Here is a 24893-nt window from a genome sequence, read left to right as displayed (position 1 = left end):
GCTCATCATCTGTCTACCCCGCCCATCACCGGGTCGATCGACGCCACCGCGGCGATCGCGTCGGCCACCATTCCGCCCTCGCACATGGCCGCCACCGCTTGCAGATTGGTGAACGACGGGTCGCGGTAGTGCACCCGGAACGGCCGCGTGCCGCCGTCGGAGACCATGTGCACGCCGAGTTCGCCGCGGGGGGACTCGACCGCGACGTAGACCTGTCCGGCCGGCACCCGAATGCCTTCGGTGACGAGCTTGAAGTGGTGGATCAGGCCTTCCATCGAGCGGCCCATGATCTTGGCGATGTGTTCGGGGGAGTTGCCAAGCCCGTCCGGCCCGAGCTTGAGATCGGCCGGCCAGGCGAGTTTTTTGTCGGCGATCATCACCGGGCCGGGGCCGAGCCGCTCGAGCCGGTCGGCGCACTGTTCGACGATCTTGAGGGATTCCCGCATCTCCTTGACCCGGATCAGATACCGGCCGTAGGAGTCACAGCGGTCATCGGTGATGACGTCGAAATCGTAGGTCTCGTAGCCGCAGTAGGGCTGCGACTTGCGAAGGTCATGGGGCAGGCCGGTGGAGCGCAGCACCGGACCGGTGATACCCAGCGCGATGCATCCGGTGAGATCCAGATAGCCGACATCGACCGTGCGGGCCTTCCAGATGTAGTTCTCGTTGAGCAGATCCTCCAGGTCGCGCAGCCGGTTCGGCAGCAGCTCGAGCAGTCCCCGGATCTGGGCGAGCCCGTCCTCGGGCAGGTCGGCGGCCAACCCGCCGGGCCGGATGTAGGCATGGTTCATCCGCAGCCCGGTGATCGCTTCGAAGACCCGCAGGATCTCCTCGCGCTCCCGGAAGCCGTAGAACATCGCGCTCATCGCGCCCAGTTCCATACCGCCGGTGGCCAGTGCCACCAGATGCGACGAGATCCGGTTGAGCTCCATCAGCAGGACCCGGATCACGCTGGCGCGCTCGGGGATATCGTCGGTGACCCCGAGCAGCTTCTCGACCCCGAGGCAGTAGGCGGTCTCGTTGAAGAACGGCGAAAGGTAATCCATCCGGGTGACGAAGGTGACGCCCTGGGTCCAGTTCCGGAACTCCAGGTTCTTCTCGATCCCGGTGTGCAGGTAGCCGATACCGCAGCGGGCTTCGGTGATGATCTCGCCCTCGATCTCCAGGATCAGCCGCAGCACGCCGTGCGTGGACGGGTGCTGCGGCCCCATGTTGACCACGATCCGCTCGCCGGCCTGGGCGGCCGCGCTCGACCGGGCCGCGGCCACCACCTGGTCCCAGTCCGCGCCGCCGACGACGACGACGGTTTCACCGCCGTCGGGTGGGATGGTCGATGTGCTCATCAGTTGTAGGACCTCCGCTGATCGGGCGGCGGGATCTGGGCGCCGTGGTACTCCACCGGAATTCCGCCCAGCGGATAGTCTTTGCGCTGCGGATGGCCCACCCAGTCGTCGGGCATCTCGATGCGGGTCAGGGCGGGGTGGCCGTCGAAGACGATGCCGAAGAAGTCGTAGGTCTCCCGTTCGTGCCAGTCGGCGGTGGGATAGACCGCATACAACGACGGGATGTGCGGATCGGCATCGGGTGCCGCCGCCTCCAACCTGATCCGCCGGTTGTGCGTGATCGACATCAGCGGGTACACCGCGTGCAACTCGCGACCGTCGTCGTCGGGGTAGTGCACGCCGCTCACCCCGAGGCAGAGTTCGAATCGCAGCGCCGGGTCGTCGCGCAGCACGCTGGCCACCGCGGGCAGCTGGACCCGGCTGATCTCCAGGGTCAATTCGTCGCGGTAGACCACGACCCGTTCGACCGAGACGGCGTAGCGCTCCTCGCCAAGGACTTCGGCGAGCCGGTCGACCACATCGTCGAAGTAGCCGCCGTACGGCCGCGGTGAGCTGCCGGGCAGCGCCACCGGGCGGACCAGACGGCCGTACCCGGAGGTGTCGCCGGATCCGGCGGCGCCGAACATTCCGTGACGCACCCCGATCACCTCGGGCGTGTCGCCGGTTCCGTTGGTGGTCCCGTTGGTCGGCGTCACCGCAGCAGCCCCTTGAGTTCGATGGTCGGGGTGACCGAGAGTGCGGCCTGTTCGGCTTCCCGGACCGCCTCGGCGCGGTTGACGCCGAGCGGCATCTGCTGAATCTTGTCGTGCAGCTTGAGGATTGCGTGCAGCAGCATCTCCGGGCGGGGTGGGCACCCCGGCAGGTAGATGTCGACCGGCACCACGTGGTCGACGCCCTGGACCACCGCATAGTTGTTGAACATGCCGCCCGACGAGGCGCAGACGCCCATCGCCAAAACCCATTTCGGTTCGGCCATCTGGTCGTAGATCTGGCGCAGGACCGGCGCCATCTTCTGGCTGACCCGGCCGGCCACGATCATCAGGTCGGCCTGCCGCGGGGTCGCCGAGAACCGTTCCATGCCGAAGCGGGCGATGTCGAAGCGCGGTCCCGCCGTTGACATCATCTCGATCGCGCAGCAGGCCAGGCCGAATGTCGCGGGCCACAACGACCCCTTGCGCACGTATCCGGCGACCGTCTCGACCGTCGAGAGCAGGATCCCGCCCGGCAGCCGTTCCTCTAATCCCAATTCAGGCCCCCTCGCCGCCACACATAGGCGTATGCCACGAACACCGTCAGCATGAACAGCAACATCTCCACCAGCGCGAACAGGCCCAGGCTGTCGAACGCCACCGCCCACGGGTAGAGGAAGACGATCTCGATGTCGAACACGATGAACAACATCGCGATCAGGTAGTAGCGGATCGGCATCCGCTGCCCGGTGGCACCGGCCGATCCGGGCGGCAACGGCTCGATACCGCATTCGTAGGCTTCCAGCTTGGACCGGTTGTAGCGGCGTGGGCCGATCAGGAGCGCGATACCCACCGATCCCACGGCGAAAACGGCCGCGATCGCTCCGAGAACCAGGATGGGCGTGTACAGATTCATTGCCGCTTGGTCGCTCCCTCGGTGGCTGTCCATGTGAGCTAACCCACAGCCTAGCGAGGTTTGGGGCCTGCGCCACTCATTTTGGTTAGTATCGTTTCGTATTGGAGCAGCACGACGCTTCGCGTACAGCCATGCCGTCAATAGCTAACGGCTACAGTGAAATTGGCTGAGAGATTACTGAACCGGCGTGCGCAGCAGCGACACCACCGCGTCGCCGAGCCGGATCGGATCGATCGGGTGCGGTACCGCCGCCTCGGCGCGTGACCAGTTGGCCAACCAGGCGTCGTCGGGACGTCCGGTGAGCACCAGGAGCGGCGGGCAGTCGTCGACCTCGTCCTTGAGCTGTTTGGCCACGCCCATGCCGCCGGCCGGGGCCGCCTCACCGTCGAGGATTGCCAGATCGAACCCGCCGGCGTCCATCTGCGAGATCACCATGGGTGCGGTGGCGATCTCGACGTAGCTGAGCTCGGGTAGTTCCGGGTGCACGCGTTTGCCCAGTGCGAGCCGCACCTGTTCGCGGGTGCGGGGATTGTCGCTGTACACCAGAATGCGCAGCGGCGCGGGGCCGGACATGGTGCCGATGCTACTGCGTGCGACAGCGCCGGCCGGACAACTCGGTGAATTCGGTTGGGCCGCTTCAGTCCCGGATGAACACCAGGGTGGCCGACGGTGCTGCTGCCGGTCCGACCATCCCGAGCGGGTCGCCGCTGACCTCGGCGAACCCGCCGGTCACGGCCGCCGGGCCGCGGTGCGGATCGGTCACCGTTCCGCCACGTCGGGTGCGGTGAGCAGCGGTTCGATGTCTCTGGGGTCGAAATATTCGTCGATGCGGGTGATCAGGCCGTCGGCGCCCACCTTGATGACGATGCAGACCCGCAGCGAGATCGACGCGCCATTGCCGCCGGTGGCCCGCAGGACGTGTTGCTGGACGAACCCGCCGTCGAAGAACCGCCGGTCGAGCACCTGATAGTGCCGTTCGCCGGTGGCATCGATGAACCAGTCGATGACCCGCAGCGCCCGGGCCCGCGCGTTGTCGCGGGTGTCCCCGGAATGCCAGACCAGGACGTCGGCGGCCCACATGGCGGCGATGCGCGCCTTGTCGCCGCGTTCGATGGCCTCGAACAGCCGGTTGGCGATCTCATCGTGCGCGTCGGCGTCGGTCACCGGCATCGGCCCTCCTCCGGGAACGGGGCTTGACCTCAAGTGACCTTGAGGCCGGACACTGGGGCACATGGACAACACACCCGCACTCTCCCTGTTCGATGAAGCCTACGAGTCCAGGACCGCCCCGTGGGTGATCGGTGAGCCGCAGCCGGCCATCGTCGAGTTGGAGCGTGGCGGATCGATCCGCGGCAAGGTGCTCGACGTGGGTTGCGGCACCGGAGAACACACGATGCTGCTGACCCGCCTCGGCTACGACGTACTCGGCATCGATTTCTCGCCCCACGCCATCGCCCAGGCCACCGAGAATGCCGCCGAACGCGCGGTCGACGCCCGATTCGCGGTCGGCGATGCCATGCGGCTGGGGGACGGCCCGCACTACGAAACAATCGTCGACAGCGCGCTGTTCCACATCTTCGACGACGCCGACCGGGCCAGGTACGTCGCGAGCCTGCACGCGGCGTGTGTGCCCGGCGGGACGGTGCATGTGCTGGCGCTCTCGGATGCCGGGGACGGTTTCGGGCCCGAGGTCAGCGAGGCCGACATCCGCGGGGCGTTCACCGACGGATGGGCGCTGGAGGCCCTCGACACCACGACCTACCGGGGTGTGGTGGGCCCGGCCAACGTCGAACGGGTCGGGCTTCCCGTCGGCACCACGGTCGACCAGCCGGCCTGGCTGGCCCGGGCCCGGCGGATCTGAGCGGCGGCTAGGGATGGGTGGGTACCGCACCCGGGTGCCGCGCCGCGGCCGACATCAATGGCCCACCGGCATCTCTGCCGCACAGGGCGAGGTAGACCAGTCCGGAGACGATCAGCCCGATGACGAAGGAGAAGTCGGCGCCGCCGAGGACCCGTGCTACCGGCCCTTCATAGAAGCTCAGCGAGAAGAACGGCACCATCGCGACGAACCCGGCGAAGTACGCGGTCAGGCCGCGCCAGGCCCACTGTCCGTAGCGTCCGCTCGGATTGAGGATGTCGGCGATGTTGTAGCGTCCGCGGCGCACCACATAGAAGTCCATCAGGTTGACCGCGGTCCACGGCACCAGGCAGTAGCCCATGATGTGGATGAAGGTGGTGAACGCGTCGAGGTAGTTGGCCGGCATGGCGACGCTGAGCAGCAGCGCTGCCGCACCGGCCAGCAGCAGGCCGACCACCCGCAGTTTCCTTCCGGGCTGGACGTGACGGATGCCGTCGATGATGGTCGCGCCGGTGAGCATGGCGCCGTAGCCGTTCACCGCGCTGGTGCCGATCAGTGGTGGCAGCGTCGCAAGCACGCACAGCACCCCGAACCCCGCGAACAGTGCATTACCCGTCGAATGGATGCCCGCGATCGGATCCGCATCGGGGATGTAGGAACTCAGCAGGGTGCCCAGGCAGGCCAGCCACGCGGCCCCCGCCGTTCCGCCGACGAAGGTCCACCCGATGAGTGCGCGGTCCGAAATACGCTGAGGCAGATAGCGTGAGTAATCCGAAACATAGATGGCGTAGCTGATCTGGTATCCGCCGGCAGCCGCGAACTGGAGTAGGAACGCATTTACCTGAAATCCGTCCCTGGCCACGTATTCGGTGGGCAGGTGGATGATCGCCACGACGGTGAAGATCGCGAACATGACCAGGATGACATAGCTGGACCAGCGCTGCACGGTGTGCAGCAGGTCATGCCCGATGATCGCGATCGCCGTGGCCACCACCGCGCACACCACGTACCAGATCTTTCCGCCCGGCAGCATCACCGAGATGGCCTCACCGACGAGGATGAACTGGAAAACGTTGTACCCGACGTAGATACACACCGCGACGAGCATCGGGAAGATCGCGCCCCGCGCGCCGAACTGGGCCCGGGACTGGATCATCTGCGGCAGACCCAGGCGCGGCCCCTGATTGGCGTGCAGCGCCATGAACACGGTGCCGAACGCCATGCCGGTGACCACGGCCAGCAACGACCAGCCGAGTCCCAGCCCGAGCCCGGGGCCGATGAATCCGATCAGCATCGACGGCAGGACGAACCCGCCGTTGAACCAGAACGGGCCCTGGTGCCAGGCTTTGCCATGGCGCTCGGAGAGCGGTATCCAGTCGATCGAGCGGGTCTCGATGCCGCTGATTCCGGCACCGTCAGGTGATGGTGAGGTCATCGGTCACTCCTTTGCAGGGCACAGCGTTGTCGGGATGGTTATCGGTCAGGGATTTTGGGGTTGGCGGTGTACCTCGACACCGTCGAGGTACACCGCATCGACCACGGCCCTGCGCAGTTCGTCGGGATCCGAGCGCGGGTCTCGGTCGAGCACGACCATATCGGCGCGCTTGCCCGGCTCCAGCGAGCCGACCTCGTCCTGGAGGCCGAGCGCGCGAGCGCCTTCCAAAGTGAACAGGCGCAACGCCTCCGAGAAACTGATCCGCTGTTCGGGTTCGACCTGCCGGCCCCAGTAGCTCTGCCTGGCCAAGCAGCACCAGATGCCGAACAACGGATTGGACTGTTCGGCTTCGGCCCCGAGTGTCACATCCGAGCTGGCGGCGGGAACGACTCCTTCATCGAGAATGGTGCGTAGCGCAAGCCGGCCGGTCATCCCGGCATCGCCGAGCAGCATCGGTACGTAATCGCCGACGAAATTGTGCAGGAAGGCGGGCTGCAGCACCGGAATGACGTTGGCGGTCCGCCATGCCGTCACGTCGTCGGCGCAGCCGAGAACGTTTCCGAGATGTTCCACCCGGATCGATCGGTGCCCAATCGGGTCCCCGGCGTCCTTGATCGCGGCCAGCACTTCGTCCTGCGCGCGAGTGCCGTTGGTGTGCACCGCCAATTGCACATCCTTGGACCGGGTGACGTCGATCGCTTCCCGCAGGCGCGGGAATGTGAGGTTGAGCCGACCGCGGTAACCGGCATGGGGTGAGTGGTCGCGCACGTACGGTGTCCGGCTGGCCGCGTTGCGGGACGAATATCCGCCGTCGGCGAACATCTTCACCCCGCCGGCGCGCAGCCGGTGTGAACCGGCGTTGTCGGTATGGCCGGCAACCCATTCGGCGGCCTCCGGCAGCGGCATCGCCGCGGGAACCATGGCGTAGAAGACGCCGCGGGCACGCAGGCGGTCACTGTGGATGAGTCGATCCAGCGATTCGGCGGCTTCGACGGATTCCGTCATCTCGCCGAACGTGGTGACGCCGAATCGGGTGAACCGGTCGTGGTACGCCGACTCGATGTACTGCTCGATCCGTTCGGGCGCCAAGGCCGGGATGGGCAGCATCGGATCGATCTCGGCGACCAATCCTGTTGGTGTGCCGTAGCTGTCGAGCTCAACCACCGGTGCGCCCCAGCCTCCTGCGGCGCCCGCCATGAACCGCTCCACCTCGGCCAGCCGCAACGCCACGGTGTTCAGCACGGTCGCGTGCCCGCCCAAGTGCAGGGCGATCGGTGTGGTGGCACTGACGGCGTCGAGTTCGGTGCGGGTCGGGTGCCTGCGTTCGGCGATCTTCTGGTCGAAGAACAGGTTGCCGTAGCCGACCAGCCAATCACCGTCGTCGATATCGGTCAATCCAGTGCGCAGGGCGTCCAGGACGTCGTCGATGGTGCGTACGGTGGGCACCCGGCAGTCCACGCCCCGCCCGGTTCCCACCGCGAAATGCTGGAGATGCATATGCGGGTCGACGAAACCCGGCAGGACGAGTCCCGGCCCCGCATCGCGGACCGGGATGCCCGACCGTGCGGCCCTGGTGGCCAGGCCGGCATCGCCGACCTCGGCGATGCGGCCGTCGCGCACCAGGATCGCCTGCGCATCCGAGGTTCCGCTGACCGTGGTGATCCGGCCGGTGATGACGAATGGTTCCGCGGGCGTCGTCATCTCAACGGGACCTCCGTACCGTCTCGGCCATGCCGGGTCCGCTGTCGAGGTCGGGAAAGTAGTTGGCTGCGAACTGGATCCGGCGTTGTACCGGCCGTGCCTTGGCCAGCGACCAGATCAGTGCCGAACGCGCGTCGAGCAGGCGGCCCGGCCAGCGAGTGCCGATTTTCCCGTACACCCGCGAGTAGCGCTGCACGCGTCTGGTCACCGGCCGTTCGGCGTGTTCCCAGACCTGTAGGGCCGTGTCGAGGTCATAGCGGTCCAACGCCTGGGCGAGCGCCACGCCGTTGACCATGGCCATGCACGCGGCCTGGCCCAAGTTGGGCGACATGGCGTGTGCGGCATCGCCGATGATCGCCGCGCGGCCTCGGTACCAGCCGGTTGTGGTGATGTCGTAGAAGGCCGCCCAGCGGCCCTCTGGCATATCGGGGATCCGTTCCAGCTGGGAGCGGAAATGCGGGAAGGAACGTACCCAGGTGTCCCGGTTGAACGGCTGTTGCTCGGTGCTCGCGGTATCGAATTCGGGACCGCACAGGAAGATATAGGTCCACTCCGCCGACGACGGCACCACGCCGATCCGGCGGCCACCGTTCCATTCCTCCATGACGACATTGACCGGGTCCTCGGCAGTGCGCGCAATGAGGTGGCGTCCGCACCCGTCGCGCAGATTCACCATTCGATGGGTCAGCCCCAGAGCCTCCCGTACCCGCGAGTGCACACCGTCGGCGCCGATCACCAGATCCGCGGACAGCGACGTGCCGTCGGCCAGTTCCAGTACACCTTGTGGAGCCGCGCCGGCGACCGACGAGTTCGTTTCGATCTCCACCCCGACCTGGCGGGCCGCGTTCACCAGCGCGGTGTGCAGCGTCCGTCGGGGGATCGTGTAGAGCCTGCCGTCGCGAAGCCATTCGCGCTGCAGCAGGCGATGCCGGTGATCGCGCAGTTCGGGACTGCTGATGCGTTCGCCGGCCGCGGCTACCTCGTCGTAGGCGCCGATCACTTCGAGTGCGCGCAGCGCGTTTTCCCACAGATAGATGCCGGCGCCGATTTCGCGCAGCTCACGGCCCTTCTCATGGATGCGGACCGACCAACCCCTTGACGCGAGCGCGGCCCCGGCGGTCAGGCCGGCCAAACCGGCCCCGGCGATCTCGACATGGCCTTTCACCGACATTCTGTTCCCCATCGTCGCTGTGATCACTATGTAGAAACTGAAGTAAGACTTCAGTTCGTTGAAATATAGGGACCCGCGCGGCCGTTGGCAACAGAGAGTTTTTCGAAGCCACTGCGGGACGCCTGCCGGATCCGCACGGCGGTAGCGGGCTAAGTTCGTGGCTGACGCAGGCGACGGGAGGCGGGGCAGTGAAGAAGGCGAATCCGGCACGCGAACCCGCTCTGGGTGCGCGTATCCGGCAGATCCGCCGGGCGGGTGATGTCACCTTGCGGCAGCTGGCAACCGCTGCCGGCGTGTCCGAGAGCTTCGTCTCCCAGGTCGAGCGGGGCGTGGCGAATCCGTCGATGGCGTCTCTGAGCCGGATCGCCGAGGCGCTGGGGACCAACCTGTCGTCGTTGTTCGTCGGGGCCGAGACCGTCGGCAGTGTGGTGCGGGCCGGCGAGCGCAAGCGAATGTCGCATCCGGCCGGATCCCACGAGGACTACCTGCTGACCCCGGCCAGCGCCAAGACCATGCAGATCGTCTATTCGGTGATCGGTGCGGGTGAGGGATCGGGCAAGGAGCCCTATGCGCACGCCGCCGACGAGGAGTGCGTGGTCGTGCTGACCGGGCAACTCGATGTCGGCGTCGGCGCCGAGCGCCATCACCTCGATGCCGGCGATGCGCTCATGCTCGATCCGAAATCCCCGCATTCCTACCGCAATCCCGGGCCCGATCCGGCGACGGCATTGTGGGTGACGTCACCGCCGGTGTACTGACGGCGCTATTGGACCTCATACCCCGGGTGTGCGACCGTCAGCCGGTGCCGCACCAGCGTGCGCAGGCACGCGGTGACGTCCTCGGGTCGGTCGTCGAGTTCGCCGGCCCGGATCGCGGCCGCCAACGCGTCCTCGGTGTCGAACCCGACGGCGGTCAGTGCCTGGCCGACGGCGGCCGGGGCGCCGATGAGCAGCTCGCGTTCGACCATCCGCAGCGCGTTGGCCGCGACCCTGGCATGGAAACTGACCGAGGAGCCGACGGCCTCGCTCTCGCGCACCTCGGTGTCGAGGAATTCGGCCACCGCAGCGACCAGCTCGGCGGCGGTGGGCCGCCCGTAGTGCCCGGTCATGATGCGCCCTCCAACAGCTCCAGCAGGTCCCACTCGGTTTCGGCGACCCGCCGTCCGATGGTGGCCAGCTCCACCGACCGGGTCTGCCCGCTGAGGTGGCGCTCGGCCTGGTACCGGCAGATGATCCCCCAGCGCAGCGTGGCCAGCACCAGCCACCAGTGGATGGCGCCGCGGTCGACGGTAGCCCCGCCCGCGGCCTCATAGGCGGCGACGAAGTCCTCGACGGCGCCCAGCCCGCCGGCCCCGCGGCTCGGTGGGGCGCCGAACCGCCAGGCGCGGATGCAGAACCAGGCCAGGTCCTCGTACACCTCGCCGATGTGGACGAGTTCCCAGTCCAGCACCGCCGCCAGATCGCTGCCGTCGACGATCAGATTGCCCATCCGGAAGTCTCCGTGGACCAGCCGGTCCGGCGAGGGTGCGGGCCGGTGCGCGGCCAGCCAGCGGAACGCCCACTCGAATGTCGCTGTGGTGTCCCCGATCTCGTCGAGCTGGCGGCGCCACTCGGCCAGTTGATCCTGGCGGGCCGGGGCGGGATCGTCGGGCGGATCGGCGCGGTGGATCGCGGCCAGCGCCTGCGCGCACCGGGTCAGCAGGTGGGCCCGGCCGTCATCGTCGAGCCGTCGCGCAATCCGTCGGACGATGGTCTCGCCAGCGATGAAATCACAGATCAGAAACGGATTGCCCAGGGCGGCGGCCGAATTGTCGGCGATCAGGATATGGGGGACCGGCGCGCCCGCGGCCGCCGCGGCGCGCTGCGCGCCGGCTTCGAGCCGCATGCTCGCGTGTAGCTCGTCGGGTGGCCCGGTGCGCAGGATCAGGGCGCGGCGGGCGGAGCCGGTGGCGGCGTCGAACGCCCATGTGGTCCGGCTGGCCCCACCGGTCAGCTCACGCAGGTTCTCGACGGTGACACCGGAACCCAGGACGGGGGCCAGCACCCGCGCCAACGCGGCCGCGTCGGTCACCGCTTGGCCTTGCCGAACCCGAACAGCCGCTGCGCGACCCGGCGCATCTGGATCTCCTCGGCCCCCTCGGTGATTCGGTACCGGCGATGGTGGCGGTAGATGTGCTCGAACGGTTCGTGGCGGCTGTAGCCGATGCCGCCGTGCACCTGCATGGCCCGGTCGGCGGCCTCGCAGACCAGCCGGTTGGCCCGGTAGTTGGCCATCGAGACCTTGTCGGAGACCTCCATGTGGTGGTTACGGTCCAGCTGGGTGGCGGCATAGCGCACCAGCAATCGCACCATCTGGGCCTCGGTCTGCAGCTCCACCAATGGCCATTGCACGGCCTGGTTGACCGCCAGCGGCTTGCCGAACACGACCCGCTCATTGGCGTACCCGACAGCCCGGTCGATGCAATACTGGGCCGCGCCGAGGCTGCTGGCCGCCTGCCGAATCCGGTTCTCGTGCAAGAAGGTCTGTCCGACCTCCAGACCGCTGTCGACATCGCCGAGCACCGCGTCGCCGGGGACCCGGACATTGTCGAGCACCACCTCACCGTGGTCGGTGGGCATGTTGAAGGTCCACCAGTAGAACGGCACGCTGAAGCCGGGGGCATCGGTGGGCACCAGAAACGCCGTGATGCCCTGAGCCTGCCCGGCCGTCCCGGACGTCCGTGCGAAGACGAGATCGTGGGTGGCGCGGTGCACCCCGGTGTTCCAGCGTTTGGCGCCGTTGATCAGCCAGCCGTCGCCGTCGGGCACCGCGGTCGTCTCCATCCAGGTGGCGTCCGAGCCGTGTGCCGGCTCGGTGAGTCCGAATGCCATCGAACGGCTGCCGGTGATCAGCGCCTCGGTCCATTCCCGTTTCTGCGTCTCAGTGCCGAAGCGGTCCATCATGATGACCTGGGGGAAATTCCCGACGATCGACGACTCGTCCTGCAGATCGTTGTGCAGGCCGAGACCCTTGTGCGCCAGATGTTCGCGGATGACCGCCATGTCGATGTTGGTGCCGTCGCGGCCACCGAACCTGGCAGGCAGCCCGTAGCGCAACCAGCCCGCCGCATCGGCCCGCCTGCGCATCTCGTCGAGCAGGTCCTCCCATGCCCTGGCCGGGGTGCCGCCGTTGTCCCAGTCGGTGCGGGCGTATTCCCGCCGCTGGTCGAAGTACTGGATATGTTCGCGCTCAAGTGGTTTGATCTGTGCTTCGATGAATTCGTCCATCTCGGCGAGCAGGTCCGGTAGGTGTTGTGGTAGCGAGAAATCCACGGTGATCCTCTTTCTGACGTCAACGGCCGTACAGGGTCTTCTTCCAGATGGTGGACAGCGTCGCGACGGCATCCGCGTCGCTGATCGGCCCGCCGACACCGGGGCCGCCGACCATCACCACGGTGAAGTTCTCGAACAGCAGCGCGATGGCGGTGGCGGTGTGCTCGACGTCGAGATCCTGCGCGTGCCCCTGCGCCTGGGCCCGGCGGATCGAGGCGGCCACGATGTCGATGCCGAAACGCCGGAACTCGTTCTGCACCTCGGCGAACCGTCGCTGGGTGGCGCCGAGTTGGGCCACGGCTATCATGATCCCGATGTTCTGCTTGAACAGATTCCAGTAGCCGGTAACCACGGTGGTGAAGTACTCGTCATCTTCGGGTGACTGCGGAAGTGGCACCCGCGTCCCGGACGGTGCCACGATGTCATGCAGGAAGGACTCTGCCAGCGCGGCCAACAGGTCCTCCTTGTCGTCGAAATACCGGTAGAACACCGCAGAGGATTTTCCGGCCGCCGAGGTGATGTCGGCCAAGGTGGTTCCGTGAAAACCACGCTCGGCGAACAATTTCCGGGCGGCGAGTTCAATCGCGGCGCGGGTCTGCCTGCCCTTGGGGGTGAGCGTGTCCGACGCGGCCGTCACAGCACCCCCTCGGCGCGCAGGGTTTCGACCTCGTCGGCGGACAATCCGAGCAGACCGGTGTAGATCTCCGCATTGTGCTGTCCCGGACGGGCCGATCCGGCGGTACGGACGCTGCCGGGGGATTCGGAAAGCACCGGAACGACGCCGGGGCCCTTGACGGCGCGTCCGATCCGCTCGTCGAAGTGATCGGCGATCATGCCGCGAGCCTGCAGTTGCGGGTCGGTGACCACCTCGGCGACGGTGTTGATCGGCCCGGCGATCACCCCGGCCTGCGACAGCGTCTCGATGATCTCGTCGGGTTGGCGCTGCGCGGCCCAGTCGCCGATCAGTTTGTCCAGTTCATCCTGATTGCGGCCGCGGGCAACGTGATTGACGAAGCGATCGTCGCCGGCGAGTTCGGGGCGGCCCATCGCGGCGCACAGCCGGCCGAACACGCTGTCCTGATTGGCCGCGATCACCACCCAGCTGCCGTTGGCGCTCTGATAGATGTTCGACGGTGCGATGCCCTCCAGCCGGGTGCCCGACGGCCCGCGCACCACACCGCCCACATCGTAATCGGGAATGGTGGATTCCTGGATGGCCAGGCAACTCTCGGTGAGCGCCGTGTCGACCACCTGACCCTCGCCGGTGACGCTGCGCCGGTACAGCGCGGCCAGCGCCCCTTGGGCGGCGAACATCCCGGCCAGGCTGTCGCCGAGCGACAGGGCCAGCCGCGGGGGAGGGCCACCGGGAAAACCGTTCATGTGCCGCAGCCCGCTGGTGGCCTCGGCGACCGAGGCGTAGCCGGCCTTGCCCGCGTCGGGCCCGGTCTGGCCGTAGCCGGACACCCGAACCAGGATGATGCCCTTATTGTGTTCGCGCAGCACGTCATAGCCGAGGTTCCACTTTTCCAGCGTGCCGGGCCGGAAGTTCTCCACGATCACATCGGAGCGTTCGATCAGCTCCAGGAACAGTTCCCGGCCGCGTTCGGCGCGCAGGTCCAGGGTGACGGCTTTCTTGTTGCGGGCGTGCACGGTCCAGAAGAAGTGGTGCCCGTCAAGTTCGGCCTGTCCCCAGGTGCGCAGCGGATCCGGGGTGGCGGGCAGCTCGATCTTGAGGACCTCGGCACCCATATCGCCGAGCAGCCTGCCCGCGAACGGCCCCGAGATCAGGGTGCCCAGCTCGAGCACCCTGATGCCGTCCAGCGCCCCGGTGCTCATCTCCGGCCCCTTTCTATCGCGAGCAGACACAAACTGGCCCGGTTTTGCCGCCAAAGGGGCGAGTTTGTGTCTGCTCGGCAGAGACGTCTCATAGCGAGAATCCGTGACGGTGCAGCCAATCCGTGCAGATCCCGACGGCCTGTCGCAGCGTGCCGCGCTGATCCGGCCCCGAGTAGTAGTGGTTGGCGCCGGAAATCTCGTACATCTCCTTGTCCGGATGCCCGATCGCCTCGAACAGCCGGCGGGTGTGACTCGGCGTGCAGGCGTCGTCGGCCAGGTTGCCGATCACCAGCGTGGGCACCGCGATATCGGGACCGGCCTTGACCGCGTCGCCGTTGGCGTCGTCATAGCTCCACTGCGACAGCCAGCTGCGCAGCGTGCAGAACCGGGCCAGACCCACGGGGCTCATATTCACCACCTGAGGATCGCCCAGATAGCACTGCCCGGGGGTGCGTTCGTTGGGATCGACCGTCGGATCCAGCCAGCGCGGGTCGGCCATGGTGCCGTGCACGACGAACCCGAACTCGTCATCGGGTCTGCCCTGGGCGGAGAGTTCGGCGAGTTTCTGCTTGACCCACTTGGTGATCCGCCGGTTGCGGGCGATCTGGGCCTGGTGGTAGCGGTCGAGGAACTCCGGCGTGTACGGCGGCTGGTTCGGGTTGGCCGGGTTGTACAGATCCAGCTCGGGGTCGCGTTTGGACGGGTCGTTTTCGTCGAGAATCGAGGCGTCCATCCACTCGGTCATGGTGCCGTGCCTGCTGATGTGCGCGGCGAGCAGCAGCACCGCATCGGCCGGGATCAGGCCAAGCGTGGTGAGGTCGGGGCCGTCACCGGACGGGCTGGACCTCACGGTCGGGTTCTGCGCCTGTTGCTGGTAGAACACCGACAGTGAGCCGCCGCCGCTCCACCCGGCCAGGACCACCTTGTCGTAGCCGAGCCGGTTCTTGGCGTCTTTGATGCACTCGCCGAGATCCTCGACCACCTTCTCCATCAGCAGCGCCGAATCGGTGCCACGGAACCGGCTGTTGCAGTAGATGACATGGTGCCCGGCGCGGGCCAGCGCGTTGATCATCGGCAGATAGGCGCCGCCGCCGATCGGGTGCATGAACACCAGGACCGTGTCCGAAGGCTTTTCCTGGGGCCGCAACAGGTAGCTCTCCAGCACCACCAGCTCCGCGACTCCGCCGTACACATCGCGCACCGCCGAGTTGTTCTGGTAGGCCACCAGATACGGGATGCGGTCATAGGAGTGCTTGACGGGTTGGTCGACAGTGGTCATCAGTGCTGCCCCAGGTCGTTGGCGAGAATTTCGGCGGAGGGGGTGAGCCGGCGGCGGGTGTCGATGGCGATTACCGACCAGTCGACCCGGTCGTACTCGTCGAATTTGCGGCGGGCGCGTTCGCGCGCCTTTTCCGGTGCGCCGTGGTGAACCCCTTGCGGCGCATGGGAAACCAGCCCAGGGGGCATCGGAATCCCGTAGAGCGACCCGGCGTGGAAGAACGCGATCTCGTCGTAATCGACGTTGCGGTGATACCACGGTGTGCGTTCGGTCCCCGGGACGCCTTCGGCGGGTTTGGGCAGGAAGTTCATCACGTAGACGCCGGTGGCCTGCATGAACAGGTGCACCGTCGGCGGCAGGTGCACGCTCTCGGAGGTGATAACGGTGTAGTCCTCGATATTGAAGGTGAACGGGAAATTGTCGCCTCGCCAGCCCTCCACGTCCAGTGGATGATGTTGGTAGAAAAGCGAAGTCGGACCTCCTTCGTGGATCAGCCTGACCTCGTACTCGTCCCTGCCGTCATCGTCGATGGCGGCCGGCTCCGGGATGGTGACCTGCGCCGGATCGAACGGGAAATGCCGGCCGAGGGTGCCCGGCGGAGGCACCCGGAAGTCATCGGTGGCCTGGATCATCAGCCACGTGCTCTCGCTGTCGGGGATCTGGCGCCAGGTGCAGGCCTTGGGCAGGTACACCCAGTCACCCTCGCGGTAGCGCAGCGGGCCGAATTCGGTTTCCAGGAGGCCGGAACCCTTGTGCACGAACAGCAGCAGATCACCGTCGACGTAACGGACGAAGAACGGCATCTGCGCGGCGCGCCGGCTCAACAGCACCCGGCAGTCGGCGTTGGCGAACATCAGCAGCGGACCGGCGTCGGGGTCGGTGGCGTCGGCGGGTTTGAGTTCCGAGGACAGCACATCGGTGGGACGCAGCGGTCCGACCGTGCGGTACGCGGTCGGATCGTTGCGCCGGTACATGTTGGCGGTGCGGCCGACGAAGCCGCCACGGCCGAGTTCGTCGTCCTTGAGACCGCCGATCTCGCCGAGGTCGGCGTGCACCCGTTTCGGGGTTCTGCCTTTGCGTAAGTGGACGAAGGATTCCATGCCGGGCTCCTTGGCGGTGTCGGGGAGGGGAACCAAAAACTGAAAGTGACGTTACTTTTGATTATTGACGCTGACAAGACCCCGTTACAGCAGACCGTCGGCCCGGAATATCCGGTCGTAGATCTCGCGGACGACCGGCTGTTTGCGGAAGTTGTAGTCCATGACGTGCCCGCCACCCGGCAGCGCCGAACGTTTGGCGTCCTCATAGCGGATCCGGTCCTCGGGGTGGCCGCGCAACCAGTCCCGGAACAGCCGGTGCCGGATCGTTTCGGGGCAGTCGGGGCCGAAGACGTGCAGGTTCACCCTCGGATCGTCCAGGCGCAGGCAACGGTGCTGGTGCCAACCGGGTTCGCGAATGGTCAGGCGGTAGCCGATGGCCCGCAGGGGCGGCAGGTATGCCGCCTCGGCGCGGGGATCGGCCACGGTGAGATCGATATCGATGACATCTTTGGCGGCCAGGCCGGGCACCGACGTCGAACCCACATGGTCGAGGTCCAGCGCACGAGGTCCCAGTGCGGCCCGGATGGCCTCGGCCAGGGCGCGGTAGCGCGCCGGCCACCGCGGGTCGTACGGCACGAGCTCGACGACCTCGGGCGGGGGCGGCCCGTCGACCCAGGGGCTGACGTCGGGATCGGGGTCGTGGTGCCGGGTGATCTGGTCCGGGGTCGGCATCCGCCCCAGGTTAGTGGCGTCAGACCATCGCGATCGGCGAGATCTTCAGGCCGATCGACAGTGCGCCCGCGAGCTCGCGGCTGGTGTCGTAATCGAAGATGACGTGACCCGACAACACGTCGACGTCGCGCTTGATCCGCTGCAGCGGGTTTGTCAGGAAATGCGCGCTGGCTCCCGACGCGCCCAGCAGCAGTGCGATCACCGCCTGCGATTCGTGGACGATGTGGGCGGCGGCCAGCCGAGCCTGCCCGCGCTCCTCGCGTGACACCGGATCGCCCGCGCCGAGCACCCGCTCGATCTGACCGACGGTGTCGGCGAGCAGGCCGTGCAGGGCCCGCAGCCGGACTCGGGCCTCGCCGAGGTGGGCCTGGGCGGCCGGCTTGTCCTTCTGGCTGACCCCCTCGTAGGCGATCACCCGTTCGGCGAGGCGCTGCGCGTAGACGTCGGCGGCGCGCTCGGCGCTTCCGAGGGCGGGCATCGCGGCCAACAGGGCCAGGGCGGGCACCATCGGCCAGCGGTAGGTGGCGCGGGTGTGCAGCCGGGCCCCGGGCGCGGTGCCGGAGTAGATGTCGAGAACCCGGACCAGTCGGTGTTCGGGGACGAAGACGTCGGTGACGACGACGTCGTTGGAGCCGGTGGCCCGCATGCCGTCGGTGTGCCAGACGTCGTCGACGCCGATCACGTCGGCGGGGAGCAGGGCCAGGGCCGGGTAGATCCCGGCCGGATCGTCCTCGGCGCCGCACAGCGCGCCGACCATGATCCAGTTCGCATGCATGACGCCGGTCGCCCAAGACCATCGGCCGCTCAACCGCACGCCGCCGTCGGCGGGGACGCCGCGTCCGGTGGGAGCGAGCGGGGCCGGGGCGAGGAACGGGCGGGTGGCATACGCCTCGGCCTGGGCCCTTTCGTCGAACAGCGCCAGCATCCAGTTGTGCAGTGCGTAGAAGCCGATCGCCCACGCGCTCGACGCGCAGCCGTGCGCCATCCGCCGGACGGGATCGAGGATCGCCGGGAAATCGGCCTCCTGGCCCCCGTACCGCGCGGGCACGAGGAGGTCGGTGAAGCCGGACCGGGTCAGGTCGGCCAGCGTCGCGTCGGGGAGCCGACGCAGTTCCTCGGCTTCGGCGGCCCGTTCGGCCAGACGGGACACGAACTCGGCGCCGATGGCCGATTCCACGGTGCTGGGGGAGGTCATGCCCGGAAAACTAACATACTTTTTTGTATGGAAAGTATCTCGGCGGCGCCGGACCATTGCGGCGGCCGGTTGGCGACGATCGGATAACCCTCTGGACACCGATTGTGAACAGACAATGACGTCGGGCATCGGACGGGCGGGCTGCGCTATCGTGTCGCGGAGGCTGTTTTCGCAGCTAAAGGGTCTGCGCGGGGTCGCTGAACGACGGCGTCCCCACTATTTATTCCCGGCGAGTATGTGGCCGTTCGGCGCGCGGCGAGTTTTCTCTTATTGCAGCGCCATGATTTACTCAAGGCGCAACAACTGAATTCTCTCGGTCCGCTCTCTGAGGCACCGGGCTCTGTCGAGCGGGCGCGACCACGCGGCGAAACGAATCGCCGCGGGTCGCTTGATGATTTCTGATCGCGCCCTTGGCGCAATTGACCGGAAGACGGATGGACTCGCAGTATGACCTTCATTGACAAGATTCGTGGCCGTTGGGCGCGCCGGATATCGGTCGCGGCTATGGCAGCCGTGTTGCTGCCTGGCTTGATCGCCGTAGCCGGCGGATCGGCAACCGCGGGAGCCTTCTCCCGTCCGGGCCTGCCGGTCGAGTACCTGATGGTCCCGTCGCCGTCGATGGGCCGCGACATCAAGATCCAGTTCCAGAGCGGTGGCGACGGCTCGCCCGCCGTCTACCTGCTCGACGGCCTGCGGGCGCAGGACGACTTCAACGGCTGGGACATCAACACCCCGGCGTTCGAGTGGTTCCTCGACTCCGGTCTGTCGGCGGTCATGCCGGTCGGCGGACAGTCGAGCTTCTACTCCGACTGGTACGCACCGGCCCGCAACAAGGGTCCGACGGTCACCTACAAGTGGGAGACCTTCCTGACCAGCGAGCTGCCGCAGTGGCTGCAGGCCAACCGGGGCGTCAAGCCCACCGGAAGCGCCGCCGTCGGTCTGTCGATGGCCGGCTCCGCCGCGCTGACGCTGTCGGTCTACCACCCCGAGCAGTTCATCTACGCCGGATCGATGTCGGGCTTCCTGAACCCGTCCGAGGGCTGGTGGCCGTTCCTGATCAACATCTCGATGGGCGACGCCGGTGGCTTCAAGGCCGACGACATGTGGGGCAAGACCGAGGATCCGAACAGCGCCTGGAAGCGCAACGACCCGATGGTGCAGATTCCCAAGATCGTCGCCAACGGCACGCGTATCTGGATCTACTGCGGTAACGGCCAGCCCGACGAGCTCGGCGGCGGCGACCTGCCTGCCACCTTCCTCGAGGGTCTGACCATCAAGACGAACATCACCTTCCGCGACAACTACCTCGCCGCGGGCGGTACCAACGGTGTGTTCAACTTCCCGGACAACGGCACGCACAACTGGGCGTACTGGGGCCGGGAGCTGCAGGCCATGATCCCCGACCTGCAGCGGGTGCTCGGCTAAGAGTTCTCCCCGCGAGCAGACACAAAACTGCCCCAAATCCTCGGATTTGGGGCAGTTTTGTGTCTGCTCGCGAAACGAGGTCGCGGTGTTTAGAAGCCGCCGGCGACCTTCACCACCGCCCGCCCGGAGTACCGGCCCGCCCGCACCTCGTCGAGCACGCCCGCCACGTCCTTGACGTCGACCTCATGGGTGATGTCGTCGAGGTGGCGTGGTTTGAGCGGACCGCCCAGCCGATCCCACAGCGCCCGGCGGGGCGCGATCGGCAGCTGCACCGAGTCGATGCCCAGCAGCGCGACGCCGCGCAGGATGAACGGCATCACCGTGGTGTTGAGTGCGACGCCTCCGGTGAGCCCGCTGGCGGCCACCGCGGCGCCGTAGCGCAGCGTGCTGAGCACGTCGGCGAGCGTCGCTCCACCCACGCAGTCCACCGCCCCGGCCCACTGCGCCTTGGCCAGGGGCCGGGGTTTGGCGTCGGGATCGGCGGGCAGCCTGCCGATCACCTCGGCCGCGCCCAGCGACCGCAGCTGATCGGCCCGGTCGGCCTTGCCGGTGGAGGCCACCACCTCGAATCCGGCCGCGGCCAGCAGGTCCACGCTCACCGAGCCGACACCGCCGGTCGCGCCGGTCACCACCACCGGACCGTCATGGGGTGTGGTGCCCCGGTCGAGCAGGGCCTGCACGCTCATCGCCGCGGTGAAACCGGCCGTGCCGATCGCCGCGCCCTCCCTCGGGGTCAGGGCACCCAGCGCGACCAGCTGATCGGCGGGCAGCCGAGCGTATTCGGCGTAGCCGCCGTGGTGTCCGGTGCCGATTTGATAGCCGTGCGCCAGCACCAGGTCGCCGGCCGCGAACTCGGATGACTGCGAGGTGACCACCTCACCGGTCAGGTCGATGCCGGGGACGATCGGATAGTCGCGCACCACGCCGCCTTTGGGAGTCACCGCGAGCGCGTCCTTGAAGTTGACGCTGGAGTACAGCACCCGGATGGTCACGTCACCGGGCGGGAGCGCCGATTCGTCGAGGGTCTCGACCGTCGCCTCGATGCGGTCGTCGTGCTGTCGCGCCACCAGCGCCCGAAAGGTATCCACCCGCTCACCCTAGTTGCGCGAGCAGACGCCAAAGCACCCCGGAACGGGCATTCCGGGGTACCTCGGCGTCTGCTCGGCGAGAGAACTCGCGGCAGGAAGCGCGCTACTTCAGCTGGGCCGAGGACAGGCCGAGCAGGCGCCGCGCCACCACCAGCTGCTGGATCTGCTGGGTGCCCTCGAAGATGTCGAGGATCTTCGAGTCCCTGGCCCACTTCTCCAGCAGTGTCTGCTCCGAGTAGCCCACGGTTCCGGCCATCTCGACCGCCTTCAGGGTGATGTCGCTGGCCACCCTGGCGGCCTTGGCCTTACCCATCGAGGCTTCCTTGGAGTTGGGAATCCGATTGTCGGCCTGCCACGCCGAACGCACCGTGAGCAGGTAGCCGGCCTCCCAGTCGGCCTCCATGCGCAGGAACTCCGCCGCAGGGGCGCTCTGCGCGTGCGCCGGCTTGTCGTAGGAGATCTCGACGCCCGCCTCGGTGAGGATCGTGCGCAGGTCCTCCAGGGCGGCGCGGGCGATGCCGACGGCCATGGCGGCCACGATCGGCCGGGTGTTGTCGAAGGTCTCCATGACCCCGGCAAAACCCTTCTCCACGTGGATCTCCGGATCGCCCAGCAGGTTGTCCTTGGGGATGCGGGCGTTGTCGAACCGGATCACCGCGGTGTCGGAGGCCTTGATGCCGAGCTTGTGCTCGAGGCGTTCCACGGTGACGCCGGGATGCTCGCGGGGCACGATGAACGATTTGATCGCCGCCCGGCCCAGCGACTTGTCCAGCGTCGCCCACACCACGATGTGGGTGGCCCGCGAACCCGCGGTGACGAAGATCTTCTCGCCGTTGATCACGTACTCGTCGCCGTCGAGCACGGCGGTCGTCGACACGGCCGCCGAGTCGCTGCCGAAGCTGGGCTCGGTGATGGCCATCGCGGCCCACACGTCCTTGCCGAGCCGTTCGAGCTGTTCGGGGGTGGCCACCGAGGAGATCGCGGCGTTGCCGAGGCCCTGGCGGGGGACCGACAGCATGAGCGCGACGTCGCCCCAGCTGATCTCCAGCGCGTTCAGCAGCGCCGACATGTTGCCGCCGTTGACGTTTGCCTTCTTGCCGTCGTCGGCCGCGCCGGCGAACGCCTCCGCGCCCGCGAACGAGATGGTCTTGGCGCCCGAGATGCCTTCGAACAGGTTGGCCAGTGTGTCGAGCTCGACGGGGTAGGCGTGCTCGGCCAGGTCGTATTTGCGCGAGATCGGGCGGAGCATCTCGGCGGCGCCCTGGTGGCCCTTCTCGATGACCGCCGCGAGCTTGCGGGGCATTTCCAGATTGATTGCCATGATTAGTCTTTCAGCTCGGATAAAGGATTGACCGCTGGACTAGATGACTACGACACCCTCGGCGACGCCGATGGCCCGCAGATCGCGGTACCAGCGCTCCACCGGGTGTTCCTTGGTGTAGCCGTGACCGCCCAGCAGCTGCACGCCGTCCAGGCCGATCTGCATGCCCTTGTCGGTGCCGAGCCTGCGGGCCAGCGCGGCCTCACGGGTGAACGGCAGACCCTGTTCGGCGCGCGCCGCGCCGCGCCAGGTGATCAGCCGCAGACCGTCCAGTTCGATGGCGATGTTGGCGGCCATGAACGCGACCGACTGCCGGTGGGCGATGGGCTCGCCGAACGCCTCGCGCTCCTTGATGTAGGGGATGACGTAGTCGAGCACCGCGTGTGAGGTGCCCACGGCCAGCGCGGCCCAGCCGAGCCGGGACAGCGCGATGGCCTCCGAATAGTTCTGCGCGTGCTCCTGGTCGGTGACGTCTTCGCCGAGCCGGGCGTGCAGCGCAACCGCCACATTGTCGAGTTCGACCTGGCCGAGCGCGGCCGCGCGGACACCCATGGACGGGTCGGCCTTGACGGTCAGTCCCTGCGACGAAGCCTCGACGATGAACAGCGCCGGCCTGCCGTTGAGCTGTGCCGCCACGATGAACAGTTCGGCATCGGCGGCGGCGGGCACCAGCGATTTCACCCCGGACAGCCGGTAGCCGCTCGGGGTGCGTACCGCGGTGGTCTTGAGTGCCGTGGGGTCGAACAGCGCGTGCGGTTCGGCGATCGCCACACAACCCTGCGGGACGTTCTCGCTCGCGAATTCTTTGAGATAGGTGGCCTGCTGATCGGCGCTGCCCCAGTGGGTCAGCGCCGACGCGACCCCGCCGGGCGCCAGGATCGGCAACGCCAGACCCATGTCGCCGTACGCCAGGGCCTCGGCGACCAGCGCATTCGTGACGGTGCTGCGGTGTTCGGCGATGCCGTCGAAATCCTCGGGGACGTTGACCGCGGTGATACCCAGCTCGGCGGCCTTGGCGATCAGGTCGGCGGGGTGGGCCGCGGCGGCGTCGGCGTCATGGGCGGCCGGCCGCAGGATCTCCTCGGCGAACTCGTTGACGGTCTCGACGATCATCTTCTGGTCGTCGTCGAGGGTCAGGTCGAAGTAGTCGGCACCGCTGGCCTTCAGGCGGGTCGGGGCCTTACCGAGGCCCTGGACCCGCTGGAACTGCCGGGTGGCCGCGCCCGCGGTCGAAAAGACTTGCTTGACACCGTATTTCAGGCCGCGATTGAGCGGGTCACGCAGGCCGTAGCGATCCAGGAACTCCTGGCCGACGATCGGGGTGATCAGCGCCAACCCGATATCGGTCGCTGACCGCTTGTGCTTGTGCAGGCCCACGGCGCTTTCCCGGCCGGGGCGCGAGGGACGGTTTTCGGAGCCATTCTTGGACGGCAAAGTGTTGGTCATCAGCTGCCTCTGTTGGTCGTGGCGACGATCTGACCGTATCTTACTCCGGAGTAAGATCAGCAGCGGGTGTAATCAACTTCACATCCGTCCTAGCCCGGCTCAGCCGGCGGAAAGCCTGGTCAGCACGGTTTCGTGGAGCCGGCCGTTGGTGGCGAGCGCGCTCCCGCCGTGCGGTCCGGCCGTGCCGTCGATGCTGGTGAACCGGCCCCCGGCCTCACGGACCAGGATGTCGAGGGGCGCGATGTCCCACACCTTCACCTCGGGCTCGCAGGCGATGTCGACGGCGCCCTCGGCAACCATGCAGTAGGACCAGAAGTCGCCGTAGGCGCGGACCCGCCACACCGCGTCGGTCAGCTCCACGAAGCGTTCCCGACGGTCCTCCCACCCGGTGGTCAGATCGGAGTACGACAGGCTGGCCGACGCCAGATCGCCCACCCCCGACACCGCGAGCCTGCGGGTCGCCGCACCGAACGAGCCGTAGGAGCCCTGGCCCAGCCCGGCCCACCAGCGCCGCGCCAGCGCGGGTGCGCTCACCACGCCGACCACCGGCTCGCCGTCCTCGAGCAGCGCGATCAGCGTGCACCACACCGGCACCCCTCGGACGAAGTTCTTGGTTCCATCGATCGGGTCGATGATCCACTGTCTGCCGCTGGAAGCCGTTGTCCCGCCGAACTCTTCACCGAACACCGAGTCGCCGGGGCGGGCTTTCGCCAGCGCGGAGCGCAGCGCCTCCTCGGTGCCGCGGTCGGCGTCGGTGACCGGGGTGAGGTCTGGTTTGGTCTCGACCCGCAGATCCATCGCCCCGAACCGGTCCATGGTCAACGCGTCGGCCTGATCGGCCAGCGCCAGTGCCAATGTCAAGTCTTCTGCGTGGGTCGTCATGGCAGCAGTCCTACCATGACAGGGTGTGGGAACTCGGCATACTTCTGTTGATGGTGGGCGCCCTGGTGTTGGTGCTGGCCCCGCGGATCATGCGGCGCCGCGGCGTCGGCAACGACGTGGTCCACGGCACGCTCCTGGTGACCGGCGTGAGCCCGCGGCCCGATGTGGAGGGGGAGCAGTTCGTCACCATCACGGGCGTGATCAACGGGCCGACGGTCAACGAAC

General features: G+C 67.5%; 26 protein-coding genes and 1 pseudogene. 4 read left to right on the top strand and 23 right to left on the bottom strand.

The annotated features are described in order from the left end of the window. Positions 1–5 precede the first annotated feature (5 nt). The 7 genes from nuoD to ACWDTP_RS00105 all read right to left on the bottom strand — a co-directional run bounded on the left by nuoD (position 6) and on the right by ACWDTP_RS00105 (position 4118). Positions 6–1343: an NADH dehydrogenase (quinone) subunit D gene (gene nuoD, locus ACWDTP_RS00135; RefSeq protein WP_450015331.1), complete on the bottom strand. Its 1338-nt coding sequence runs from the start codon at positions 1341–1343 to the stop codon at positions 6–8. After that, positions 1343–2038, bottom strand: a complete 696-nt coding sequence (locus tag ACWDTP_RS00130; RefSeq protein WP_450015329.1) for an NADH-quinone oxidoreductase subunit C — start codon at positions 2036–2038, stop codon at positions 1343–1345. The genes nuoD and ACWDTP_RS00130 overlap by 1 nt, the downstream gene beginning before the upstream one ends. Further along, positions 2035–2589, bottom strand: a complete 555-nt coding sequence (locus ACWDTP_RS00125) for a NuoB/complex I 20 kDa subunit family protein (protein ID WP_450015327.1) — start codon at positions 2587–2589, stop codon at positions 2035–2037. The genes ACWDTP_RS00130 and ACWDTP_RS00125 overlap by 4 nt, the downstream gene beginning before the upstream one ends. Further along, positions 2580–2948, bottom strand: a complete 369-nt coding sequence (locus ACWDTP_RS00120) for an NADH-quinone oxidoreductase subunit A (protein ID WP_450015325.1) — start codon at positions 2946–2948, stop codon at positions 2580–2582. The genes ACWDTP_RS00125 and ACWDTP_RS00120 overlap by 10 nt, the downstream gene beginning before the upstream one ends. Before the next feature lie 174 nt (positions 2949–3122). Continuing rightward, on the bottom strand, positions 3123–3521 hold the full coding sequence (locus ACWDTP_RS00115; protein WP_450015323.1) for an Rv3143 family two-component system response regulator: 399 nt from the start codon (positions 3519–3521) through the stop codon (positions 3123–3125). Between the two features lie 64 nt (positions 3522–3585). Next, complete coding sequence (locus ACWDTP_RS00110; protein WP_450015321.1) at positions 3586–3711, bottom strand: hypothetical protein; 126 nt, start codon at positions 3709–3711, stop codon at positions 3586–3588. Continuing rightward, positions 3708–4118: a nuclear transport factor 2 family protein gene (locus ACWDTP_RS00105; RefSeq protein WP_450015319.1), complete on the bottom strand. Its 411-nt coding sequence runs from the start codon at positions 4116–4118 to the stop codon at positions 3708–3710. The genes ACWDTP_RS00110 and ACWDTP_RS00105 overlap by 4 nt, the downstream gene beginning before the upstream one ends. Before the next feature lie 61 nt (positions 4119–4179). Between ACWDTP_RS00105 and ACWDTP_RS00100 the strand changes: the two genes are divergently transcribed. Then, positions 4180–4809 (top strand): class I SAM-dependent methyltransferase, encoded by a 630-nt coding sequence (locus ACWDTP_RS00100; RefSeq protein ID WP_450015317.1) that lies wholly within the window; start codon positions 4180–4182, stop codon positions 4807–4809. Between the two features lie 7 nt (positions 4810–4816). On the opposite strand, the gene ACWDTP_RS00095 is transcribed toward ACWDTP_RS00100, so the two are convergent. From ACWDTP_RS00095 to ACWDTP_RS00085, 3 genes are read right to left on the bottom strand one after another with little or no spacing between them, the layout of a single operon-like run. After that, a complete protein-coding gene (locus tag ACWDTP_RS00095; protein WP_450015315.1) occupies positions 4817–6241 on the bottom strand; it encodes a purine-cytosine permease family protein in 1425 nt (474 codons plus the stop codon). A 45-nt stretch (positions 6242–6286) separates the two neighbouring features. Continuing rightward, positions 6287–7942, bottom strand: coding sequence for an amidohydrolase (locus ACWDTP_RS00090; RefSeq protein ID WP_450015313.1), 1656 nt, complete (start codon positions 7940–7942; stop codon positions 6287–6289). Position 7943: 1 nt separating this feature from the next. After that, complete coding sequence (locus ACWDTP_RS00085) at positions 7944–9113, bottom strand: FAD-dependent monooxygenase (RefSeq protein WP_450015311.1); 1170 nt, start codon at positions 9111–9113, stop codon at positions 7944–7946. Between the two features lie 188 nt (positions 9114–9301). On the opposite strand from ACWDTP_RS00085, the gene ACWDTP_RS00080 reads away from it, so the two are divergent. After that, positions 9302–9871, top strand: coding sequence for a helix-turn-helix domain-containing protein (locus ACWDTP_RS00080; RefSeq protein WP_450015309.1), 570 nt, complete (start codon positions 9302–9304; stop codon positions 9869–9871). Between the two features lie 5 nt (positions 9872–9876). Here the strand turns inward: ACWDTP_RS00080 and ACWDTP_RS00075 are convergent, their stop codons facing one another. The 9 genes from ACWDTP_RS00075 to ACWDTP_RS00035 form a co-directional block, all read right to left on the bottom strand. Beyond that, on the bottom strand, positions 9877–10221 hold the full coding sequence (locus tag ACWDTP_RS00075) for a DUF6285 domain-containing protein (RefSeq protein ID WP_450015307.1): 345 nt from the start codon (positions 10219–10221) through the stop codon (positions 9877–9879). Next, complete coding sequence (locus tag ACWDTP_RS00070) at positions 10218–11183, bottom strand: phosphotransferase family protein (protein ID WP_450015306.1); 966 nt, start codon at positions 11181–11183, stop codon at positions 10218–10220. The genes ACWDTP_RS00075 and ACWDTP_RS00070 overlap by 4 nt, the downstream gene beginning before the upstream one ends. Continuing rightward, positions 11180–12424 (bottom strand): acyl-CoA dehydrogenase family protein, encoded by a 1245-nt coding sequence (locus tag ACWDTP_RS00065; protein WP_450015304.1) that lies wholly within the window; start codon positions 12422–12424, stop codon positions 11180–11182. Before ACWDTP_RS00065 ends, ACWDTP_RS00070 begins: the two co-directional genes overlap by 4 nt. A gap of 19 nt (positions 12425–12443) precedes the next feature. Continuing rightward, on the bottom strand, positions 12444–13061 hold the full coding sequence (locus tag ACWDTP_RS00060) for a TetR/AcrR family transcriptional regulator (RefSeq protein ID WP_450015302.1): 618 nt from the start codon (positions 13059–13061) through the stop codon (positions 12444–12446). After that, complete coding sequence (locus ACWDTP_RS00055; RefSeq protein WP_450015300.1) at positions 13058–14260, bottom strand: CaiB/BaiF CoA transferase family protein; 1203 nt, start codon at positions 14258–14260, stop codon at positions 13058–13060. Before ACWDTP_RS00055 ends, ACWDTP_RS00060 begins: the two co-directional genes overlap by 4 nt. A gap of 88 nt (positions 14261–14348) precedes the next feature. After that, a complete protein-coding gene (locus ACWDTP_RS00050) occupies positions 14349–15539 on the bottom strand; it encodes an alpha/beta fold hydrolase (RefSeq protein WP_450015298.1) in 1191 nt (396 codons plus the stop codon). Beyond that, the gene (locus ACWDTP_RS00045) at positions 15539–16639 is read right to left on the bottom strand and encodes a homogentisate 1,2-dioxygenase (RefSeq protein WP_450015296.1); all 1101 of its coding nucleotides are present in this window, start codon (positions 16637–16639) and stop codon (positions 15539–15541) included. The genes ACWDTP_RS00050 and ACWDTP_RS00045 overlap by 1 nt, the downstream gene beginning before the upstream one ends. Before the next feature lie 84 nt (positions 16640–16723). After that, complete coding sequence (locus ACWDTP_RS00040) at positions 16724–17311, bottom strand: GrpB family protein (RefSeq protein ID WP_450015294.1); 588 nt, start codon at positions 17309–17311, stop codon at positions 16724–16726. Between the two features lie 19 nt (positions 17312–17330). Beyond that, entirely contained in the window at positions 17331–18506 is a 1176-nt protein-coding gene (locus ACWDTP_RS00035; RefSeq protein ID WP_450015292.1) for an acyl-CoA dehydrogenase family protein, read from the bottom strand. 447 nt (positions 18507–18953) lie between these two features. Between ACWDTP_RS00035 and ACWDTP_RS00030 the strand changes: the two genes are divergently transcribed. Beyond that, positions 18954–19931, top strand: coding sequence for an esterase family protein (locus ACWDTP_RS00030; RefSeq protein WP_450015290.1), 978 nt, complete (start codon positions 18954–18956; stop codon positions 19929–19931). Positions 19932–20020: 89 nt separating this feature from the next. On the opposite strand, the gene ACWDTP_RS00025 is transcribed toward ACWDTP_RS00030, so the two are convergent. The 4 genes from ACWDTP_RS00025 to hisN form a co-directional block, all read right to left on the bottom strand. Beyond that, positions 20021–21019: an oxidoreductase gene (locus ACWDTP_RS00025; protein ID WP_450015288.1), complete on the bottom strand. Its 999-nt coding sequence runs from the start codon at positions 21017–21019 to the stop codon at positions 20021–20023. 103 nt (positions 21020–21122) lie between these two features. Further along, a complete protein-coding gene (locus ACWDTP_RS00020) occupies positions 21123–22340 on the bottom strand; it encodes an acyl-CoA dehydrogenase family protein (RefSeq protein WP_450015287.1) in 1218 nt (405 codons plus the stop codon). Between the two features lie 39 nt (positions 22341–22379). Next, on the bottom strand, positions 22380–23786 hold the full coding sequence (locus ACWDTP_RS00015) for an acyl-CoA dehydrogenase family protein (protein ID WP_450015285.1): 1407 nt from the start codon (positions 23784–23786) through the stop codon (positions 22380–22382). A 99-nt stretch (positions 23787–23885) separates the two neighbouring features. Then, complete coding sequence (hisN, locus tag ACWDTP_RS00010; protein WP_450015283.1) at positions 23886–24668, bottom strand: histidinol-phosphatase; 783 nt, start codon at positions 24666–24668, stop codon at positions 23886–23888. A gap of 23 nt (positions 24669–24691) precedes the next feature. Here hisN and ACWDTP_RS00005 point away from each other — a divergent pair. Further along, positions 24692–24893, top strand: a pseudogene (locus ACWDTP_RS00005) (hypothetical protein); the annotation flags it as partial.

It is taken from the genome of Mycobacterium sp. NPDC003449, from assembly GCF_053588415.1.
The sequence above is the reverse complement of the archived record's forward strand: the minus strand, read 5'-3'. Positions and strand labels throughout refer to the sequence as shown.

What these genes read in the sequence shown, in the direction of transcription:
- ACWDTP_RS00015 (WP_450015285.1), bottom strand. Translation starts at nt 23,786, where the DNA reads ATGACCAACACTTTGCCGTCCAAGAATGGCTCCGAAAACCGTCCCTCG.
- ACWDTP_RS00045 (WP_450015296.1), bottom strand. Translation starts at nt 16,639, where the DNA reads ATGGAATCCTTCGTCCACTTACGCAAAGGCAGAACCCCGAAACGGGTG.
- ACWDTP_RS00100 (WP_450015317.1), top strand. Translation starts at nt 4,180, where the DNA reads ATGGACAACACACCCGCACTCTCCCTGTTCGATGAAGCCTACGAGTCC.
- ACWDTP_RS00035 (WP_450015292.1), bottom strand. Translation starts at nt 18,506, where the DNA reads ATGACCTCCCCCAGCACCGTGGAATCGGCCATCGGCGCCGAGTTCGTG.
- ACWDTP_RS00020 (WP_450015287.1), bottom strand. Translation starts at nt 22,340, where the DNA reads ATGGCAATCAATCTGGAAATGCCCCGCAAGCTCGCGGCGGTCATCGAG.
- ACWDTP_RS00075 (WP_450015307.1), bottom strand. Translation starts at nt 10,221, where the DNA reads ATGACCGGGCACTACGGGCGGCCCACCGCCGCCGAGCTGGTCGCTGCG.
- ACWDTP_RS00090 (WP_450015313.1), bottom strand. Translation starts at nt 7,942, where the DNA reads ATGACGACGCCCGCGGAACCATTCGTCATCACCGGCCGGATCACCACG.
- ACWDTP_RS00030 (WP_450015290.1), top strand. Translation starts at nt 18,954, where the DNA reads ATGACCTTCATTGACAAGATTCGTGGCCGTTGGGCGCGCCGGATATCG.
- ACWDTP_RS00050 (WP_450015298.1), bottom strand. Translation starts at nt 15,539, where the DNA reads ATGACCACTGTCGACCAACCCGTCAAGCACTCCTATGACCGCATCCCG.
- hisN (WP_450015283.1), bottom strand. Translation starts at nt 24,668, where the DNA reads ATGACGACCCACGCAGAAGACTTGACATTGGCACTGGCGCTGGCCGAT.
- nuoD (WP_450015331.1), bottom strand. Translation starts at nt 1,343, where the DNA reads ATGAGCACATCGACCATCCCACCCGACGGCGGTGAAACCGTCGTCGTC.
- ACWDTP_RS00085 (WP_450015311.1), bottom strand. Translation starts at nt 9,113, where the DNA reads ATGTCGGTGAAAGGCCATGTCGAGATCGCCGGGGCCGGTTTGGCCGGC.
- ACWDTP_RS00120 (WP_450015325.1), bottom strand. Translation starts at nt 2,948, where the DNA reads ATGAATCTGTACACGCCCATCCTGGTTCTCGGAGCGATCGCGGCCGTT.
- ACWDTP_RS00095 (WP_450015315.1), bottom strand. Translation starts at nt 6,241, where the DNA reads ATGACCTCACCATCACCTGACGGTGCCGGAATCAGCGGCATCGAGACC.
- ACWDTP_RS00105 (WP_450015319.1), bottom strand. Translation starts at nt 4,118, where the DNA reads ATGCCGGTGACCGACGCCGACGCGCACGATGAGATCGCCAACCGGCTG.
- ACWDTP_RS00040 (WP_450015294.1), bottom strand. Translation starts at nt 17,311, where the DNA reads ATGCCGACCCCGGACCAGATCACCCGGCACCACGACCCCGATCCCGAC.
- ACWDTP_RS00055 (WP_450015300.1), bottom strand. Translation starts at nt 14,260, where the DNA reads ATGAGCACCGGGGCGCTGGACGGCATCAGGGTGCTCGAGCTGGGCACC.
- ACWDTP_RS00115 (WP_450015323.1), bottom strand. Translation starts at nt 3,521, where the DNA reads ATGTCCGGCCCCGCGCCGCTGCGCATTCTGGTGTACAGCGACAATCCC.